Annotated in this window: 17 protein-coding genes; 11 read left to right on the forward strand and 6 right to left on the reverse strand. The window is 70.6% G+C overall.

Annotation, left to right across the window (positions count from 1 at the left end; genetic code table 11):
* Positions 1–15 precede the first annotated feature (15 nt).
* The 4 genes from V6S67_RS01355 to V6S67_RS01370 are packed head-to-tail and all read right to left on the reverse strand — an operon-like array spanning position 16 to position 4,932.
* Complete coding sequence (locus tag V6S67_RS01355; protein WP_334211492.1) at positions 16–1,254, reverse strand: substrate-binding domain-containing protein; 1,239 nt, start codon at positions 1,252–1,254, stop codon at positions 16–18.
* A complete protein-coding gene (locus V6S67_RS01360; RefSeq protein WP_334208533.1) occupies positions 1,254–2,348 on the reverse strand; it encodes an ABC transporter permease in 1,095 nt (364 codons plus the stop codon). The genes V6S67_RS01355 and V6S67_RS01360 overlap by 1 nt, the downstream gene beginning before the upstream one ends.
* Positions 2,345–3,418, reverse strand: coding sequence for an ABC transporter permease (locus V6S67_RS01365; RefSeq protein WP_334208534.1), 1,074 nt, complete (start codon positions 3,416–3,418; stop codon positions 2,345–2,347). Before V6S67_RS01365 ends, V6S67_RS01360 begins: the two co-directional genes overlap by 4 nt.
* A complete protein-coding gene (locus tag V6S67_RS01370) occupies positions 3,415–4,932 on the reverse strand; it encodes a sugar ABC transporter ATP-binding protein (RefSeq protein ID WP_334208535.1) in 1,518 nt (505 codons plus the stop codon). Before V6S67_RS01370 ends, V6S67_RS01365 begins: the two co-directional genes overlap by 4 nt.
* Positions 4,933–5,046: 114 nt before the next feature.
* Between V6S67_RS01370 and V6S67_RS01375 the strand changes: the two genes are divergently transcribed.
* The 3 genes from V6S67_RS01375 to V6S67_RS01385 all read left to right on the forward strand — a co-directional run bounded on the left by V6S67_RS01375 (position 5,047) and on the right by V6S67_RS01385 (position 8,000).
* Positions 5,047–6,282, forward strand: coding sequence for an ROK family protein (locus V6S67_RS01375; protein ID WP_442884676.1), 1,236 nt, complete (start codon positions 5,047–5,049; stop codon positions 6,280–6,282).
* A gap of 112 nt (positions 6,283–6,394) precedes the next feature.
* Positions 6,395–6,970, forward strand: coding sequence for an orotate phosphoribosyltransferase (gene pyrE, locus V6S67_RS01380; protein WP_334208536.1), 576 nt, complete (start codon positions 6,395–6,397; stop codon positions 6,968–6,970).
* Positions 6,971–6,998: 28 nt separating this feature from the next.
* Positions 6,999–8,000, forward strand: a complete 1,002-nt coding sequence (locus V6S67_RS01385) for an alpha/beta hydrolase (RefSeq protein ID WP_334208537.1) — start codon at positions 6,999–7,001, stop codon at positions 7,998–8,000.
* A 17-nt stretch (positions 8,001–8,017) separates the two neighbouring features.
* Here the strand turns inward: V6S67_RS01385 and V6S67_RS01390 are convergent, their stop codons facing one another.
* The gene (locus V6S67_RS01390; RefSeq protein ID WP_334208538.1) at positions 8,018–8,797 is read right to left on the reverse strand and encodes an HAD-IIA family hydrolase; all 780 of its coding nucleotides are present in this window, start codon (positions 8,795–8,797) and stop codon (positions 8,018–8,020) included.
* A 103-nt stretch (positions 8,798–8,900) separates the two neighbouring features.
* On the opposite strand from V6S67_RS01390, the gene V6S67_RS01395 reads away from it, so the two are divergent.
* The 7 genes from V6S67_RS01395 to V6S67_RS01425 all read left to right on the forward strand — a co-directional run bounded on the left by V6S67_RS01395 (position 8,901) and on the right by V6S67_RS01425 (position 13,465).
* On the forward strand, positions 8,901–9,563 hold the full coding sequence (locus V6S67_RS01395) for a TrmH family RNA methyltransferase (RefSeq protein ID WP_334211494.1): 663 nt from the start codon (positions 8,901–8,903) through the stop codon (positions 9,561–9,563).
* Between the two features lie 134 nt (positions 9,564–9,697).
* On the forward strand, positions 9,698–10,717 hold the full coding sequence (gene fbaA, locus V6S67_RS01400; RefSeq protein WP_334208539.1) for a class II fructose-bisphosphate aldolase: 1,020 nt from the start codon (positions 9,698–9,700) through the stop codon (positions 10,715–10,717).
* Between the two features lie 2 nt (positions 10,718–10,719).
* The gene (locus tag V6S67_RS01405) at positions 10,720–11,139 is read left to right on the forward strand and encodes a DUF3151 domain-containing protein (protein ID WP_334208540.1); all 420 of its coding nucleotides are present in this window, start codon (positions 10,720–10,722) and stop codon (positions 11,137–11,139) included.
* A gap of 270 nt (positions 11,140–11,409) precedes the next feature.
* On the forward strand, positions 11,410–11,613 hold the full coding sequence (locus tag V6S67_RS01410) for a helix-turn-helix domain-containing protein (protein WP_334208541.1): 204 nt from the start codon (positions 11,410–11,412) through the stop codon (positions 11,611–11,613).
* 179 nt (positions 11,614–11,792) lie between these two features.
* On the forward strand, positions 11,793–12,290 hold the full coding sequence (locus V6S67_RS01415; RefSeq protein WP_334208542.1) for a DUF2975 domain-containing protein: 498 nt from the start codon (positions 11,793–11,795) through the stop codon (positions 12,288–12,290).
* Positions 12,290–12,568: a helix-turn-helix domain-containing protein gene (locus tag V6S67_RS01420; protein ID WP_334208543.1), complete on the forward strand. Its 279-nt coding sequence runs from the start codon at positions 12,290–12,292 to the stop codon at positions 12,566–12,568. Before V6S67_RS01415 ends, V6S67_RS01420 begins: the two co-directional genes overlap by 1 nt.
* Positions 12,569–12,592: 24 nt before the next feature.
* Positions 12,593–13,465: an oxygenase MpaB family protein gene (locus V6S67_RS01425; RefSeq protein ID WP_334208544.1), complete on the forward strand. Its 873-nt coding sequence runs from the start codon at positions 12,593–12,595 to the stop codon at positions 13,463–13,465.
* A 128-nt stretch (positions 13,466–13,593) separates the two neighbouring features.
* Here the strand turns inward: V6S67_RS01425 and V6S67_RS01430 are convergent, their stop codons facing one another.
* Positions 13,594–14,196: a hypothetical protein gene (locus V6S67_RS01430; protein ID WP_334208545.1), complete on the reverse strand. Its 603-nt coding sequence runs from the start codon at positions 14,194–14,196 to the stop codon at positions 13,594–13,596.
* 244 nt (positions 14,197–14,440) lie between these two features.
* Here V6S67_RS01430 and V6S67_RS01435 point away from each other — a divergent pair, with 244 nt between their 5' ends.
* Positions 14,441–15,730 (forward strand): adenylosuccinate synthase, encoded by a 1,290-nt coding sequence (locus tag V6S67_RS01435; RefSeq protein WP_334208546.1) that lies wholly within the window; start codon positions 14,441–14,443, stop codon positions 15,728–15,730.
* Positions 15,731–15,768 lie beyond the last annotated feature (38 nt).

Genomic DNA, 15,768 nt, shown 5'->3' on the forward strand with positions numbered 1-15,768 from the left:
TCCCGGATTGTCGCGTCAGGGGATCTGGCGCTCCTGCCACACCGTCGGGTACCCGGGCAGGTCCTCGCCGCCGAACTTGGCGTAGTGCCCGTCGGGCATGCCCTCGTTCGCGGTCAGGAACTCGGCGCGCTCGTCCTCGGTGATGGGGGACTGGGGGAGGACCCACTCGGCAGGGACCTCCTCGCCCGCGAAGATCTTCTGCAGCGCGAGCAGCGGGGTGCGCCACTGGAAGTTCGAGTACACCGGGGCCAGGGCGTCGATGCCGGTCTCGTCCCACTTGCGCAGGAAGCTCATCTCGTCCTCGCCCGTCATGACGGGGAGGTCGGCACCGGCGTCCTCGAACGCCTCGATCGCGGCGACGGCGCCGTCCCCCGCGTCCATCCACACGCCCTGCACGTCGCCGGTGGCGAGTTCGTCCGAGATGATGGACTTGATCTCCACCGGATCGGCGCCGGTGAAGTAGTCCACCGCCTCGATGCCGTTCTCCTCGAAGATGCGCTCCGCCGCCGCCCAGCGCTGTTCCAGCACGTCGACGCCGGGGAGGATGCGCAGTGCCACCACCTTGTCGCCCTCGCCGAGCCGTTCGCTCAGGAACTCGGCGGTGTCGATGCCCCAGGCGAAGCCGCCGATGGGGTGGATGAACGTCACGGCGCAGTCCGTCTGCACGCCGCGGTCGAATACGATCACGGGCTTGCCGGTCTCGCACGCGCGCTCGACGGCGGGCGTCATGGCCGCCGTCGAGTTCGGGGAGATGATGAAGGCGTCGCAGTTGCCCTCGGCGATGAAGTAGTCGATGTCGGCGATCTGCGTGTTGTCGTCGTCCTGCGCGTCGCGTGTCTCCATCTCCGAGATGACGCCCGCCTCCTGCAGCACCTGGAGCTGCTGGTTCATGGTGATCCAGCCCGTCTGGCGCCAGGGGTTGGAAATCGAGGCGTTCGAGAAGCACGCCTTCTGCGGCCCCTCGGCGGCGAAGGCCGCGGTGTCCGTCATCTCCCCGTCGATGTACTGGAGGTACGGCTGCTCGGGGTCACCCTCGAAGGTGGCCGAGCGCTGCTCGTCCTGCTCGTCGTAGACGGCCTGGTCGAACCACTCCGTGCTGTCCTCACTGGGCTGCGCGGCCTCGGTGGACTCCGCGCTCGCGCTGCCCTCGGCAGCCGGCGGATTCTCGATGGACGAATCGGTGGTGCAGGCCGTCAGGGCGAGCAGCGACGTCGCTGCGATCACCGTGACCTTGCCCAGGATGCTTGTGCGCATCATGTTCCTCCCTCATTGGTGCCCGGTGCGGGCGTCGGTGCTGCTAGTGGACGGTGCTCGTCATGGGCCTCGGCGCTCGCGCCGCGGCGTCTGCGCTGCCAGTTCCGCGACGCGGCTGCCACGGCGACGATGATGATCGCGCCCTGGACGCTGTCGCGCCAGGTGGATTCGACGCCGAGGAAGTTCAGGAGGGTGAACAGCAGTTCGAGGGCGAAGGCTCCCGCGGCGGCGGAGAGGACCCAGCCGCGCCCGCCGCCGATCACCACACCGCCGAGCACGACGGCGGTGATCGCCGTGAACTCGTAGCCCTGGCCGACCGACGGGTGGACACCGGCGTAGCCCACGAGGATCACGCCCGCCACGGTCGCCGCCAGCGAGGACAGCATGAACGCCCGCGTCCGCACCCACCAGACGGAGGCGCCGGTCAGGGCGGCGGCGCGCGAGTTGTCGCCCACGGCCACGAGCGTGCGCCCGTAGGGCCTGCGCATGAGCCAGAAGGCCGCTGCGGCGACGATCGCGAGGATGATGACGGGGTAGGGCAGCACCTCGAGGACCGGGATGTCCTGGATGCCGCCGCGGCCGATCTGCCGGAAGCTGTCCGCCGGGTTGCCGGTGGCCGCGCCGCCCGTCCAGAACAGCACGAGACCGAGCAGCGCCAGCATGGTGCCGAGGGTCACGATGAAACTCGGCACTTTCAGGAGGGTCGTCGCCAGCCCGTTCACGAGTCCCACGAAGGCCCCGAACACGATCATCAGGGCGAGCACCGGGAGGACCCGCGCCTCGTCCTGGCCGATCAGGTTGCCGGCGATGATGACCTGCGCGGTGACCACCGAGCCCATCGAGAGATCGAATTCGCCCGAGACGATGACGAAGTACTGCCCGATCGCGGCGATCGCGATGGGTGCCGTGCGGCCGATGAAGCGGATCAGGGAGCCCGGTTCCCCGAAGGAGGGGTTCGCGGCCAGGACGGCGAGGAAGAGGACGGCGGCGAGGACGAAGATCGCCCCGCTGGGTGTGCGCAGGGCCCGGAGGACGCGCTCGCCGCGGGGCGAGCGGTTCTGCTGCAGGACGGCGCGTCCGGTCGCGACGCTCATGCGGACACCTCGTTCCGTGCGTCCGTGCCGTCACCGCGGGCCGGACCCTCGCCCTGCGACGGGTCGCCCCGTCCCCCCGGTGGCGCGGTATCGCCCTGGTGGGTGCCCCGGCCGAACCGGGCGGGCCGGTGCACGGTCCTGCGCCGCGCGTAGACGGCCACGGCGACCACGATCACGATGCCGCGGACCACGTCCTTGAGGAACGGGTTGACCTGCAGCACGCTCATGATGTTGTCGAGCATGGCGAAGATGAGCACACCGCCGAGGGTGCCCACGAGCGAGCCCTTCCCGCCGGCCAGGAGCGTCCCGCCGAGCACGACGGCGGCGATCGACAGCAGGTCGTACCCGCCCTGGGACCCGATGGTCGGGCTGCCGACGCCCAGGCGCGCGGCCAGCAGCAGGCCGGCGAGGCCCGCCATCGTGGAGCAGATCACGTGCGCCGCGATGACCGGCGTGCGGGTCCTGACGCCGGACATCCTCGCCACGGCGGAGTCACCCCCGACCGCATACATGGCGTGGCCGAGGCGGGTGGTGTTCAGCATGACGAGCACGACGGCGGCGCAGGCCAGCATGATGAGCGTGGAGACGGGGACCGGTCCGATGCCCGTGGCCCCGATGAGGCGGAACGCGAGCGGCGCCTGCCCCGCGCTGCCCTGGTAGGTGGAGCCGAGGTATCCGCTCACGATCAGTCCCATGCCGAGGGTCGCGATGAAGCCGTGCACCCTCAGCCCCGCCACCACGGCACCATTGGCCAGGCCGATCAGGGCGGAGACGAGCAGCGCCAGGAGTACCCCGGGCACGATGTTCCCGGCCTGGTTCGCCATGACGCCGGCCCCGATGAGACTCGAGAGGCTGATGACGTAGGGGACGGACAGGTCGAGGCTGCCCACGAGGATGACGAGCGTCTGGCCGATCGCGATGAAGCCGAGGATGCTCGTCCCGGTGAGGATATCGGAGATGTTGCCGGTGCTGAAGAAGTTGCGGCCCGTGGTCCCCACGAGGACGGTGCCCGCGATGATCGTCGCGAGGGCCACGAGGTAGACGATGTGCGTCGAGCCCAGCCGGTTCACGGGGCCACGCCCCGGGCGCCGGTCGCCAGCTGGAGGACCTGCTCCTCCGACGCCGACGGCGGGATCTCCCCGGCGATCCGCCCGTCCCGCATCACGATCACGCGGTCGGACATGCCGAGGACTTCGGGGAGTTCACTCGAGACCATGAGGATGGCCTTGCCTTCCTGCGCCAGCCGGCGCATCAGCGAGTAGACCGCGACCTTCGCGCCGACGTCGATCCCGCGCGTGGGCTCGTCGAGCAGCACCACCTGCGGGTCGATCGCGAGCCACTTCGCGAGGACGACCTTCTGCTGGTTCCCGCCCGAGAGGAACTGCACCTCCTGGTCGAGGTCCCGGGCGACGACCTCGAGGGACGAGAACACGCCCGGTGCCCGACGCCGGGCGAGCGCGGTGCGGCGGGGGTCGACGGACCGGACGACGCTGAGGGCGTTGTCGAGGATGGACTGGTTGAGGCTGAGCCCCTGGGCCTTGCGGTCCTCCGTGATCAGGGCGATCCGCTGCCGGATGGCGTGCCGCGGAGATCGCGGGCTGTACGGGCGGCCCTCGAGGGTCATCTCCCCGCGGGTGAAGCCGGCGGCCCCGAAGATCGCCTCGACCAGTTCCGTCCGCCCCGAGCCCTGCAGCCCGGCGACGCCGACGATCTCGCCTGCGTGAAGCGTCAGGTCCACGCCGTCGAGCTGGTCGTTGCCGCCCCCGTCGACCTGCAGCAGCGCGCCCCCCACGGTGGTGCCGGGGAGGGCCTCGGGGAAGTATGCCGAGATGGGCCGGCCGACCATCGCGCGGACCAGCGAGGCGTCGTCGAGTTCGGACGCGGGCGACGAGGTGACGATCCTGCCGTCCTTGAGCACCGTGATGGTGTCGCACAGGTCGAAGATCTCCTTCAGCCGGTGCGACACGTAGAGGATGGCCGTCCCGCGCTCGCGGAGCCGGTCGATGATGCCGTAGAGCAGGTCGACCTCCGGCCCCGCGAGCGCGGCGGTGGGCTCGTCCATCGAGATGATCCTGGCGTCGTAGCTCACGGCCTTCGCGATCTCCACGATCTGCTGCTGCGCCACGGAGAGCGAACTGACCGACGCGGTGGCACGGATGCTCGTGATGCCGAGCTCCTCCAGCAGGTCGGCGGCGGCCCGGTTCATGGCCCGGCGGTCGACGAGCAGCCCCTTCCGCGGTTCCCGTCCGAGGTAAATGTTCTGGGCGACGGTGCGCTCGGGCAGCAGGTTGAACTCCTGGAACACCGTGGACAGGCCGGCCTGGTGCGCCTGCACGGGATGCGTGAACTCGACCGGTGCGCCGTCGAGCTCCACCCGGCCGGCGTCGCGGACGTAGACGCCCGCGAGCAGCTTCATGAGGGTCGACTTGCCGGCCCCGTTCTCGCCGACCAGGCCGTGGACCTCGCCCGGGAAGAGGTCGAGCGAGGCGTCCTGCAGCACGGGCACTCCGAAGAAATTCTTCGAGAGCCCTGTCACGCGCAGGATCGGGGTGGGAGCCCCTGGGGTGTTGACTTCATCGTCCACGCGGCCACTGTGACACGGCCTCCCCCTTTTGTCGAGGGACCGTCAAAAGATGCTCCGCGAATGTTATGTGAGGTCGAGGGCGCCATTGGAAGTGCCGAGTGCTTTACTGAAAGGGTGTCCATCACATCACCGACCCGGCTGCCCAGCGATGGGGGATTCACCCAGCGGCCGTCGACGCTGGGCGCATCCGGTGCCAGCGAGGTGTTCCAGGTGCTGCGGGACGGCCAACCGCGCACCCGGTCGGAGCTGGCGCAGTTGACGGGCCTGGCCCGTTCCACCGTCGCCGCGCGGATCGACACGCTCATGTCCCTCGGGTTCGTCGCCCCCTTCGGCGGTGCGGCGTCCACGGGCGGCCGTCCGCCGTCGCTGTTCGCGCTGAACCCCGGGGCGCGCGTGGTGATCGGTGCCGACCTCGGTGCCACCCACGCGATCGTGATCCTCGCGGACCTCGCCGGGCAGGAACTCGGCCGTGCCCAGCAGCAGATCAGCATCGGTGACGGGCCGGAGGCGGTCCTCGGCTGGCTGGCGTCGGCCATCACGGGCCTGCTGGAGCGCGACGGCCGCACGGCCGGCGATCTCTCGGCCGTCGGGATCGGCCTGCCGGGACCGGTGGAGCACGACACCGGGCGGCCCATCAACCCGCCCATCATGCCCGGCTGGGACCGGTTCGACGTGCCCGGTTTCATCCAGCACGATTTCCCCGTGCCCGTGCTCGTGGACAACGACGTCAATATCATGGCCCTCGGCGAACTGAACGCGAGCTGGCCCGAGGTCGCGGACCTGATGTTCATCAAGGTGGCCACGGGCATCGGGGCCGGCATCATCCTCGGCGGTGTGCTGCAGCGCGGCGCCCAGGGGACGGCGGGCGACCTCGGCCATGTGCGGGTGGCGCGGGGAGGGGAGACCATCTGCCGCTGCGGCAACGCGGGATGCCTCGAGGCCATCGCCGGAGGGCCGGCATTGGCCGCTGCGCTGAGCGCGTCCGGGGAGCAGACCCTCTCGGGCAGCCAGGACGTCGTCGGGCTGGTCCGGTCCGGTGACGTCCAGGCCCTCCAGGCGGTGCGCCAGGCCGGCCGGGACATCGGCGACGTCCTCGCCACGTGCGTCAACCTGGTCAACCCGTCGGTGATCGTCGTCGGCGGTGCCCTCGCGCAGGCCGGCGAGCACCTCCTCGCCGGCATCCGGGAGGTCGTGTACACGCGCTCGCTCCCGCTCGCCACCGAGCACCTGCGCATCGTCCCCTCGGTCTCGGGGCAGAACGCCGGCGTCGCCGGGGCGGCCGTGCTCGCCATCTCGCACGTCCTCTCGCCCGAGGCGATCGATGCGGCGAGCGCGAGCCTGGCCGGCTGATCCTCCCGGCCACGGCGCCCGCGGGGCGGTGTTCCGCCGCGTCCCGCAGCGCCGCCGCCCTGACCACCCCGGCCGTTTCAGGACGCCGACGGCCCGTCGATAGACTGGCCGCATGACCGCCGAGACCTCCGCGCAGACCACCGACCGCACCCGGCTCCTGGAGCTCATCAGGGAACTCGCCGTGGTGCACGAGCGCGTGACGCTCTCCAGCGGCGTCGAGGCCGACTACTACATCGACCTCCGCCGCATCACGCTGCACCACGAGGCGTCCGCCCTCGTGGGCCGCGTCATGCTCCGGCTCCTCGACGACGCCGGCATCGCCTTCGAGGCCGCCGGCGGCCTGACGATGGGCGCCGACCCCGTGGGCACCGCCGTGATGCACGCCGCCGCGCAGGACGGCCGCCCGATCGACGCGTTCGTGGTCCGCAAGACCCAGAAGACGCACGGCATGGGCCGGCAGGTCGAGGGGCCCGACGTCGCGGGGCGCCCCGTCGTCGTGCTCGAGGACACCTCGACCACGGGCGGCTCCGCGCTCACCGCCGTCGAGGGAGTGCGGCGTGCCGGCGGCGACGTGCGGGCCGTCGCGGTGATCGTGGACCGGAGCACGGGCTCGAAGGAGCGCATCGAGGCCGAGGCCGGCGTGCCGTACCTCTTCGCCTTCGGCAAGGACGAGCTGGGACTCGCCTGACCCGGGCCGGGGCCGCGGGGGCCGGCAGGTGACGGATGACGACGGCCGCGCCCTGCTGCGGGCGCATGCCTTCCGTGATTCCTCCCGCCGGTCCTTCCTCATCGGGTCGGCGGCCGCCGCCGTGGTGACCACGGACCTCGTGGTCACGCGCGTCATCCAGTCGCAGCGGGAGCAGACCCGCATCCTGCCGCTCGACGACGACGCCGCGCGGGCCCGGTTCCCCAACGACCGCTGGGTCCTGTTCCCCGGCTACAAGACCAGCTGGGAGGAGGGCCTCTGGATCCTCAACGCGCTGCGCCCCGTGCTGGCGAAGCGGGCGCAGCTGGCCGTGATGGGCTACTCCAACCGTGGCCTGGACATCAACAACATCGTGGCCACCATGAACCGCTACGTGGAGAACTTCCGCCTGGAGAAGCTCTACTTCTACGGCCACAGCTTCGGCGGCATGGTGGCCGTCGAGGTCGCCGCGCGCCTGCGTGACCGTGGGATCCCCGTGGAGCTGATCCTCCTCGACTCCTCTCCGTCCAGCCGGTACGACGTGAGGGACCAGCGCATGTTCGACGGCGTGGTGCTCCTCTACGAGGCCGGCGTGCGGGTGCCCATCAGTGTGCGCGGGACCTACGAACTGGGCGAGCGGATCGTCCACAAGAACGAGCGGACCTGGAGCCAGATCGTGGACCAGACCCTCGAGCAGCTCTCCCCGCTGGCGCCCAGCAGCGAACTCATCCAGTCCGAGTCCTCGTACATCTACCACTTCGACGTCACGCGGTTCCGGCTGTCCCTCGGCGACACGAAGGTGGTGTTCGCCGGGAACCCGGCCGACGGCGTCGTCGACTACGCGACGGCCCGCGCCGGCTGGGCCCGGGAGCTGCCGGACAACGTGGTGTCCGTGGACCGCGTGACGGAGGGCGCCCTGCCCGCGCACGCCAGTCCGCAGTGGAACCCGGGCATCTACCAGGGCATCCTCTCCGCGGTGCAGCGCGAGTACATCCCCGTCCCGAGCGGCGGCGGTTCGAGGCGCATCACCTGAGCGGGCCCGGCGGCCGGCTACACCTGGTCGATCAGGTCCGCCACCGACGCGCAGATCTGCGCAGGCCGGAACGGGAACGCGTCGATGTCCTCCGGCTGCGTGATGCCGCTGAGGACGAGGACGGTGTGCAGGCCCGCCTCCATGCCCGCGATGATGTCCGTGTCCATGCGGTCGCCGATCATCGCCGTCGTCTCCGAGTGGGCATCGATCCGGTTCATCGCCGAGCGGAACATCATCGGGTTCGGCTTGCCCACGATGTACGGGTCGCGGCTCGTCGCCGCCGTGATCATGGCGGCGATGGCGCCCGTGGCGGGCAGCGGCCCCTCCTTGGACGGCCCGGTCACGTCGGGGTTCGTCGCGATGAACCGTGCACCCTCGAGGATCAGTCGGACCGCCTTCGTGATGGCCTCGAACGAGTAGGTGCGGGTCTCGCCGAGCACCACGTAGTCGGGGTTCGTGTCGGTGAGGACGAACCCCGCCTCGTGCAGCGCGGTCGTCAGGCCGGCCTCGCCGATCACGTACGCCCTGCCGCCCGGCAGCTGGTCCTTCAGGAACTGGGCCGTGGCCAGCGCCGAGGTCCAGAGGTTCTCCTCGGGGATCTCGAGCCCTGATGCCTTCAGGCGCGCCGCGAGGTCGCGCGGCGTGTAGATGGAGTTGTTGGTCAGGACGAGGAACCGCTTCGACGTGGCCACCCACCGGTCGATCAGTTCGGCGGCGCCGGGGATGGCATGGTTCTCGTGCACCAGCACGCCATCCATGTCGGTGAGCCAGCACTCGATGTGTTCGTTCTCGCGCATGGGCGTCCTTCCGGGGGAGTTGACCGTCCGGGGCCAGTCTTCCATCTCCGGGGCCGTCTACGCTTGAACGGTGCAACAATCCCTCCCGAATCCCGGCCCCGACCTGTCCACATCCGACGCACCGGTGGCCGGTGACGCACCGGTGGTCGGCGACGCGCCGGCGGTCGGCGTCGGACCGTGGGAGGGCGAGTGGCCGGACGGAGACCACTGGGACCGCGACCTCCTGGCCGCCGGGGACACCCGCAACGTCACCGACGGGTACCGCTACTGGACGCACGAGGCGATCGTCGCCGACCTCGACGAGCGGCGCCACGGCTTCCACGTGGCGATCGAGAACTGGCAGCACGACCTCAACATCGGTTCCGTGGTGCGCACGGCCAACGCCTTCCTTGCCAGGGAGGTGCACATCATCGGACGACGGCGGTGGAACCGGCGCGGCGCGATGGTCACCGACCGCTACCAGCACGTCCGCCACCACCCCACCGTGGCCGACTTCACGGCCTGGGCGGCCGCCGAAGGGCTGACAGTGATCGGGATCGACAACTTCCCCGATTCGGTGCCGCTCGAGACCTACGACCTCCCGGAGCGCTGCGTACTGGTGTTCGGGCAGGAGGGCCCGGGCCTGACCCCCGAGGTGCACGAGGCGGCCGAGGCCACGCTCTCGATCGCCCAGTTCGGGTCCACGCGGTCCATCAACGCCTCGGCGGCAGCGGCGATCGCCATGCACGGCTGGGTGCGCCGGCACGTGTTCGGCCAGCGCGTCTGAGGAAGCCGGTACCCCGGGCGGGCTCCGGCCGCCCTCGGACGGAGCCCCGCCGTCCTCCGCCGGCTCCTCCTGCGCCCGGCAGACCCGCTCGCTAGGATGAAGCCAGCACGTCCCACCACTAAGGAGTCCTCAGCATGCCTATCGCAACCCCTGATGTTTACGCCGAGATGATCGACCGCGCGAAGGCGGGCGGCTTCGCATTCCCGGCTGTGAACGTGACCTCCTCCCAGACCCTCAACGCGGCGATGCGCGGTTTCGCCGAGGCCGGCTCCGACGGCATCGTGCAGGTCTCCACGGGCGGCGCCGCCTACTGGTCGGGTGCGAGCGTCAAGGACATGGTTGCCGGTTCGCTCGGCTTCGCAGCCTTCGCGAAGGAGGTGGCGAAGAAGTACGACGTCAACATCGCCCTGCACACCGACCACTGCCCGAAGGACAAGCTCGACGACTTCGTGCTGCCGCTGCTCGCCGCGTCCGAGGAGGCCGTGAAGAACGGCCAGGACCCCATCTTCAACTCGCACATGTGGGACGGCTCGGCCGAGACCCTCGAGGAGAACCTGCGGATCGCCCGCGAGATCCTGCCCCGCGCAGCGGCCGCGAAGATCATCCTCGAGGTCGAGATCGGCACCGTCGGCGGCGAGGAGGACGGCGTCGAGAACGCCATCAACGACAAGCTCTACACCACGGTGGACGACGCCCTCGCCACCATCGACGCCCTCGGCGCCGGCGAGCACGGCCGGTACATCACGGCGCTGACCTTCGGCAACGTCCACGGCGTGTACAAGCCCGGCGGCGTCAAGCTCCGCCCCGAGATCCTCAAGGACATCCAGGACCAGGTCGGCCGGAAGATCGGCAAGGACAAGCCCTTCGACCTCGTGTTCCACGGCGGCTCCGGCTCCTCCGAGCAGGAGATCGCCGACGCCGTCTCCTACGGCGTCATCAAGATGAACATCGACACCGACACCCAGTACGCGTTCACGCGCCCCGTGGCCGACCACATGCTGAGGAACTACGACGGAGTCCTGAAGGTCGACGGCGAGGTCGGCAACAAGAAGACCTACGACCCCCGCGTGTGGGGCGCCTCGGCCGAGGCCGGCCTCGCCGCCCGCGTGGTCGAGGCCGCTGCCTCCCTCGGCTCCGCCGGGAAGAAGCTGTAGCCATGTCCGACGAATTCCGGAAGAACCTGATGGGCCCCGAGCCCACCCTCCTGCCCGAGGAGCCCGACATCGTGGACCGCCTGGCGGCCGGTGACGAAGCCGTGGACCTCGCGGCGAAGCACCCCACGTCGTCCCTCGTCTGGGCGATCCTCGCCGACGAGGCGTACGCCGAGGGCCGGACCATCGAGTCCTACGCCTACGCCCGCACCGGCTACCACCGCGGCCTCGACGCGCTGCGGCGCAGCGGCTGGCGCGGTGCCGGCCCCATCCCGTACTCGCACGAGCCCAACCGGGGATTCCTCCGCGCGCTCTACGCACTGGGGCGGGCCGCGGCGTCCATCGGCGAGATCGAGGAGGCCGAGCGGATCGCGGTGTTCCTCAGGGAGTCCGATCCCGAGGCGAGCACGCAGCTGGCGGGCTGAACAGCCCATCGCCCGCCCGCACCGGGCAGCAGGAAGGACGGTCCCCCATCCCGGGGGCCGTCCTTTCCGCTGCTCCGGGCCTCGACCGGGAGGACCGGCATCCGGCCCGTGCGGAGGTGCTCGGAGGCCCCCGTCGCGGGCGCTGCCCGCACGCCATACTCGAACCGTCGGTGATAAACGAGTAGTCCTTGTCCTTGTGCCGCTGTTACCAGCGCGACCAATGTTAAAGGCTCCACAGACCGTGGTGAGGCGAAGGGAAGTGGGGCTGACATGGCCACGAGCACAAGCACGGGACAGCTGTACACGGTGGCGGAAGTGGCCGCCATGATGCGCGTATCGAAGATGACCGTCTACCGGATGGTGCAGTCGGGCACCATCCACAGCATCCGGTTCGGGCGGTCCTACCGCGTGCCGCAGAGCGCGGTCCGGGACTACATCGATGCCGCGAACCCCGGCTCGGACTACACGATCTGATCCCTGCCCGCGGACCGCAGGCAGGGCGGGGATCGCCGACAGCAGGAGCGGACGGATGCCCTGGGTGGACCGTGTGCGTCCGCCCCGTCCCTCTGAAGGGCCGCTCCTCATATCGACATCCTTGTGAATAGTGTCGATTAGCGATAGCTTCGTACTGGAAATCAGTAGAAGGAGCTGTCATGGGAAGAATTGCCGTCCTGGCGCTGCGGATCGTGCTGTGCATGATGTTCGCAGGGTCCGTCTTCATCCAGGTGGTCATGGTGCCGCTGCTGGGCGTGGACCTCGAGCAGGCCGATCCGGACGTGGCGCTCATCCGGACCCCGCTCGTCGTCCTCACCGTCCTGGTGATCCTCGCCCTGCAGGTCGCGGTGGTGTGCGTCTGGGGGCTCCTGACGATGGTGCGGCAGGGGACCGTCTTCTCGGGTGGGGCCTTCCGGTTGGTGAACGTGGTGATCGGCGCGTTCACCGCCGCGAGCCTGCTGACCTTCGGGCTCGGTGTGGCCCTCGCCCCGGGAGAGGCCGTCGCGCCGGGCGTCGTCCTGCTGATCGGCGGGGCGGCGGTGTGCATCGCGGCCGTCGCGTTGATCGTCCTGGTCCTGAAGGCGCTGCTGGTGCAGGCGGTGGACCGGGATGCCGAGGCCCGTCAGCTGCGCACCGAGCTGGACGAGGTGATCTGATGCCGATCGTGGTGCGGATCGACGTCGAACTGGCGAAGCGGAAGATGAGCGTGGGCGAGTTCGCGGAGCGGGTGGGCCTGACGCCCGCCAACGTGGCGGTCCTGAAGAACGGGCGCGCCAAGGCCGTCCGCTTCAGCACCCTCGAGGCCATGTGCCGGGTGCTGGGCTGCCAGCCCGGTGACCTGCTGGAGTGGACCGACGACGGCGCCTTTGAGAACGGGTCCGAGGACGGGTCCGACACCGGCAGTGCGACCCTGCGGACGGACGGCGGCGCATGAGGGGCAACGGATGACGGGCGGCGCGTGAAGGGCGGTGCCCGGTACTTCCCGGCGGCGCCCGCGCCCGGCGCCGCGGGTGACCCCGGGCTGTTCGGCCCCGACTCGGCGGCCTGGCGGATCGCGCGCGAACGGCTGATTGTCGCGGGCGGCCCGGCCGCGCTGCTCCTGCAGGTCGCGCACCCGCTCGTCGCCGAGGGGGTCCGGGCCCACAGCGGGTTCGCGACCGATCCGCTGCAGCGCCTGCGCGGCACACTGGATGCCGTCCTCACCGTCACGTTCGGCGACCGGGACCAGGTACGCGCCGCCGCCGGCCATGTGGCCCGCAGGCACCGGCCCGTCCGCGGGACCCTTCCGGTTCCCGGCGGATCGATCCCCGCCGGGACGCCCTACCGCGCGACCGACCCGGAGCTGTCCCTCTGGGTGTTCTCGACGCTCGTCTGGTCGGCGATCGAGGTCACGCACGCGTTCCATCGGCCGGTCCCGGCGGGAGAGCGCGACGCCTACTACCGGGACATGCGGCAGTTCGCCCACTTCTTCGCCGTGCCGGACCGGCTCCTGCCCGGCGACTACGCCGGGCTCGAGCAGTACGTGGAGCAGCAGGTCCGCACCGTGCTCCACGTCGGCGGGGCCGCCCGGCAGATCGCCGGGCAGGTCCTCGCACCGGACCCGCCGATCGTGCCGTGGCCGCTGAGGGGCATGCCCTCCCTGCTGGCCGCGGGCGTCCTGCCGCCGGTCCTGCGGGAGGCCTACGCGCTGCCGTGGCGCCGGCGCGAGCGCGTGGTGTCCGCCGTCGTCCGCCGTGCCGCCCGGCTCGCCGTGCCCCTGTTGCCCGGGCCGATCCGGTACTGGCCGCACTACCGGGTGGCGCGGGACCGGGTGGCGGGTGCGGACGGCTGACGGACCAGCGTGCGGGCTCGTCGTCGTTCACGGGTTTCGGGCACCTTGCCGTCGGAGCGCGGCGTGTCGGCGCCCGGCTCGCCGTCGACGCGCCGGAACGTGTGGACGAGGCCCGGGAGGTGGGCCGGTCAGTCCTCCGGGCGGCGGATCGTCGTCGTCACCGTCACCAGTTGCGGACGGGCAGGGGCGGAGCTGAAGCCGAACCGTACGGGCGGGCTCACCGGGGCCAGGGTGCCGAGGTCGGCGCCGCGCCAGGTCGCCGTCACGCCGGAGACCGTCCGGGCAGAGGTGACGCCGTAGTACTCGGTGCGCCCGTTCCCCGCGGAACCGGCCGTCGCGACGCCCTTCACGAGCCGTGACGCCACCGGACTGATGGCCCCGAGCCAGCGGGGATGCGTGGCGAGGCGCCGCGGGACGAGGCCGAGGAGGCGGCCGAGGAGGGTGGCACCCCCGATCCCGGCCCGGACGCGCAACTCTCCGGCGTCGACCACGAACCGGTCGCCCGTGAGCGTCGAGGTCACGGGTGTGAGCACGACGTCGTCGAACGTGTAGGTGGCCCGGACGTACTCCGCGATCTCCCGGCCGGGCGCGAACAGTGTGCGCCGGCCGGACGCGTCCTCGAGCATGACGTCCGTGAACGCCCCGAACGGCGAGGTGTCCCACCGTCCGATCACCAGCCGCGTGCCCGACGTGGTGCCGATCCCGGCGATGTGTCCTTCGAAGCGGTCCATGCCCCCATTGTGCACGGGCCGCCCGCGCACCGTACCGGGGCGACGATGGCCGGCCCGTCCCCGGCTGCAGGCGGAGCGCGGTCGTCACGGTCCGCTTTTTTCGCCGCCCCCGGGGCCGCTCGGCTAAACTCGGACGGTAAGAGCCCCAGTGGTCGCACGTCGTGCGGCCGGTTGGGGCGTTCTGATGCACGGCGTGCTGCCGCGGTTGCGTGGCGAGGACCCGTGCCGAATGGGGGAGGATCCCATGCCAGCAATCGTGATCGTCGGAGCCCAGTGGGGCGACGAGGGCAAGGGCAAGGCCACGGACCTGCTGGGCGGCCGGGTCGACTACGTCGTGAAGCCGAACGGCGGCAACAACGCCGGGCACACCGTCGTCGTCAACGGCGAGAAGTACGAGCTGAAGCTCCTCCCCGCAGGCATCCTCAGCCCCAATGCCGTCCCGATCATCGGCAACGGCTGCGTGATCAACCTGGAGGCGCTCTTCGAGGAGATCGACGGACTCCAGGCCCGCGGCGCGGACACGTCGAAGCTGCGCATCTCCGCCAACGCACACCTCGTGGCGCCCTACCACCAGGTGCTCGACAAGGTCACCGAGCGTTTCCTCGGCAAGCGCGCCATCGGTACCACGGGCCGCGGGATCGGCCCCGCCTACATGGACAAGGTGGCCCGCCTCGGCCTGCGCGTGCAGGACGTCTTCGACGAGTCGATCCTCCGCCAGAAGGTCGAGGGCTCCCTCAAGCAGAAGAACGAGCTGCTGGTGAAGGTCTACAACCGCCGCGACGTCGAGGTCGAGGAGGTGGTGGAGTACTTCCTGTCCTTCGCCGAGCGCCTCAAGCCCCTCGTGATCGATTCCACCTTCGTGCTCAACGAGGCGCTCGACGCCGGCAAGGTGGTCCTCATGGAGGGCGGCCAGGCCACGTTCCTCGACGTGGACCACGGCACCTACCCGTTCGTGACGTCGTCGAACCCCACAGCGGGCGGCGCGTCCGTCGGCTCGGGCATCGGCCCCACGCGCATCTCCCGCTCGATCGGCATCATCAAGGCGTACACCACTCGCGTCGGCGCCGGCCCGTTCCCCACGGAGCTCTTCGACGAGATGGGCCTCTACCTGCAGAAGACCGGCGGTGAGTTCGGCGTCAACACGGGCCGGCCGCGCCGCTGCGGCTGGTACGACGCCGTGCTGGCGCGCCACGCGTCGCGTGTCAACGGCTTCACCGACTACTTCGTGACCAAGCTCGACGTCCTCACGGGCATCGAGAGCATCCCCGTATGCGTGGCGTACGACGTCGACGGCGTGCGGCACGACGAGATGCCCATGACGCAGACCGAGTTCCACCACGCCAGGCCGATCTTCGAGTACTTCGACGGCTGGACCGAGGACATCACGGGTGCCCGGACCATCGAGGACCTGCCGGACAATGCGCAGACCTACGTGCGGGCGCTCGAGAAGCTCTCCGGCACGCGGTTCTCCGCCATCGGTGTGGGACCCGACCGCGACCAGACCATCGTGGTCAACGACCTCATCGGGGGCTGACGCCGGTCCCGCAGCACCGCTGCGGCACGGACAGCCGA

Origin of the sequence: Arthrobacter sp. Soc17.1.1.1 (assembly GCF_036867195.1) — a bacterium.
GTDB lineage: Bacteria > Actinomycetota > Actinomycetes > Actinomycetales > Micrococcaceae > Arthrobacter_D.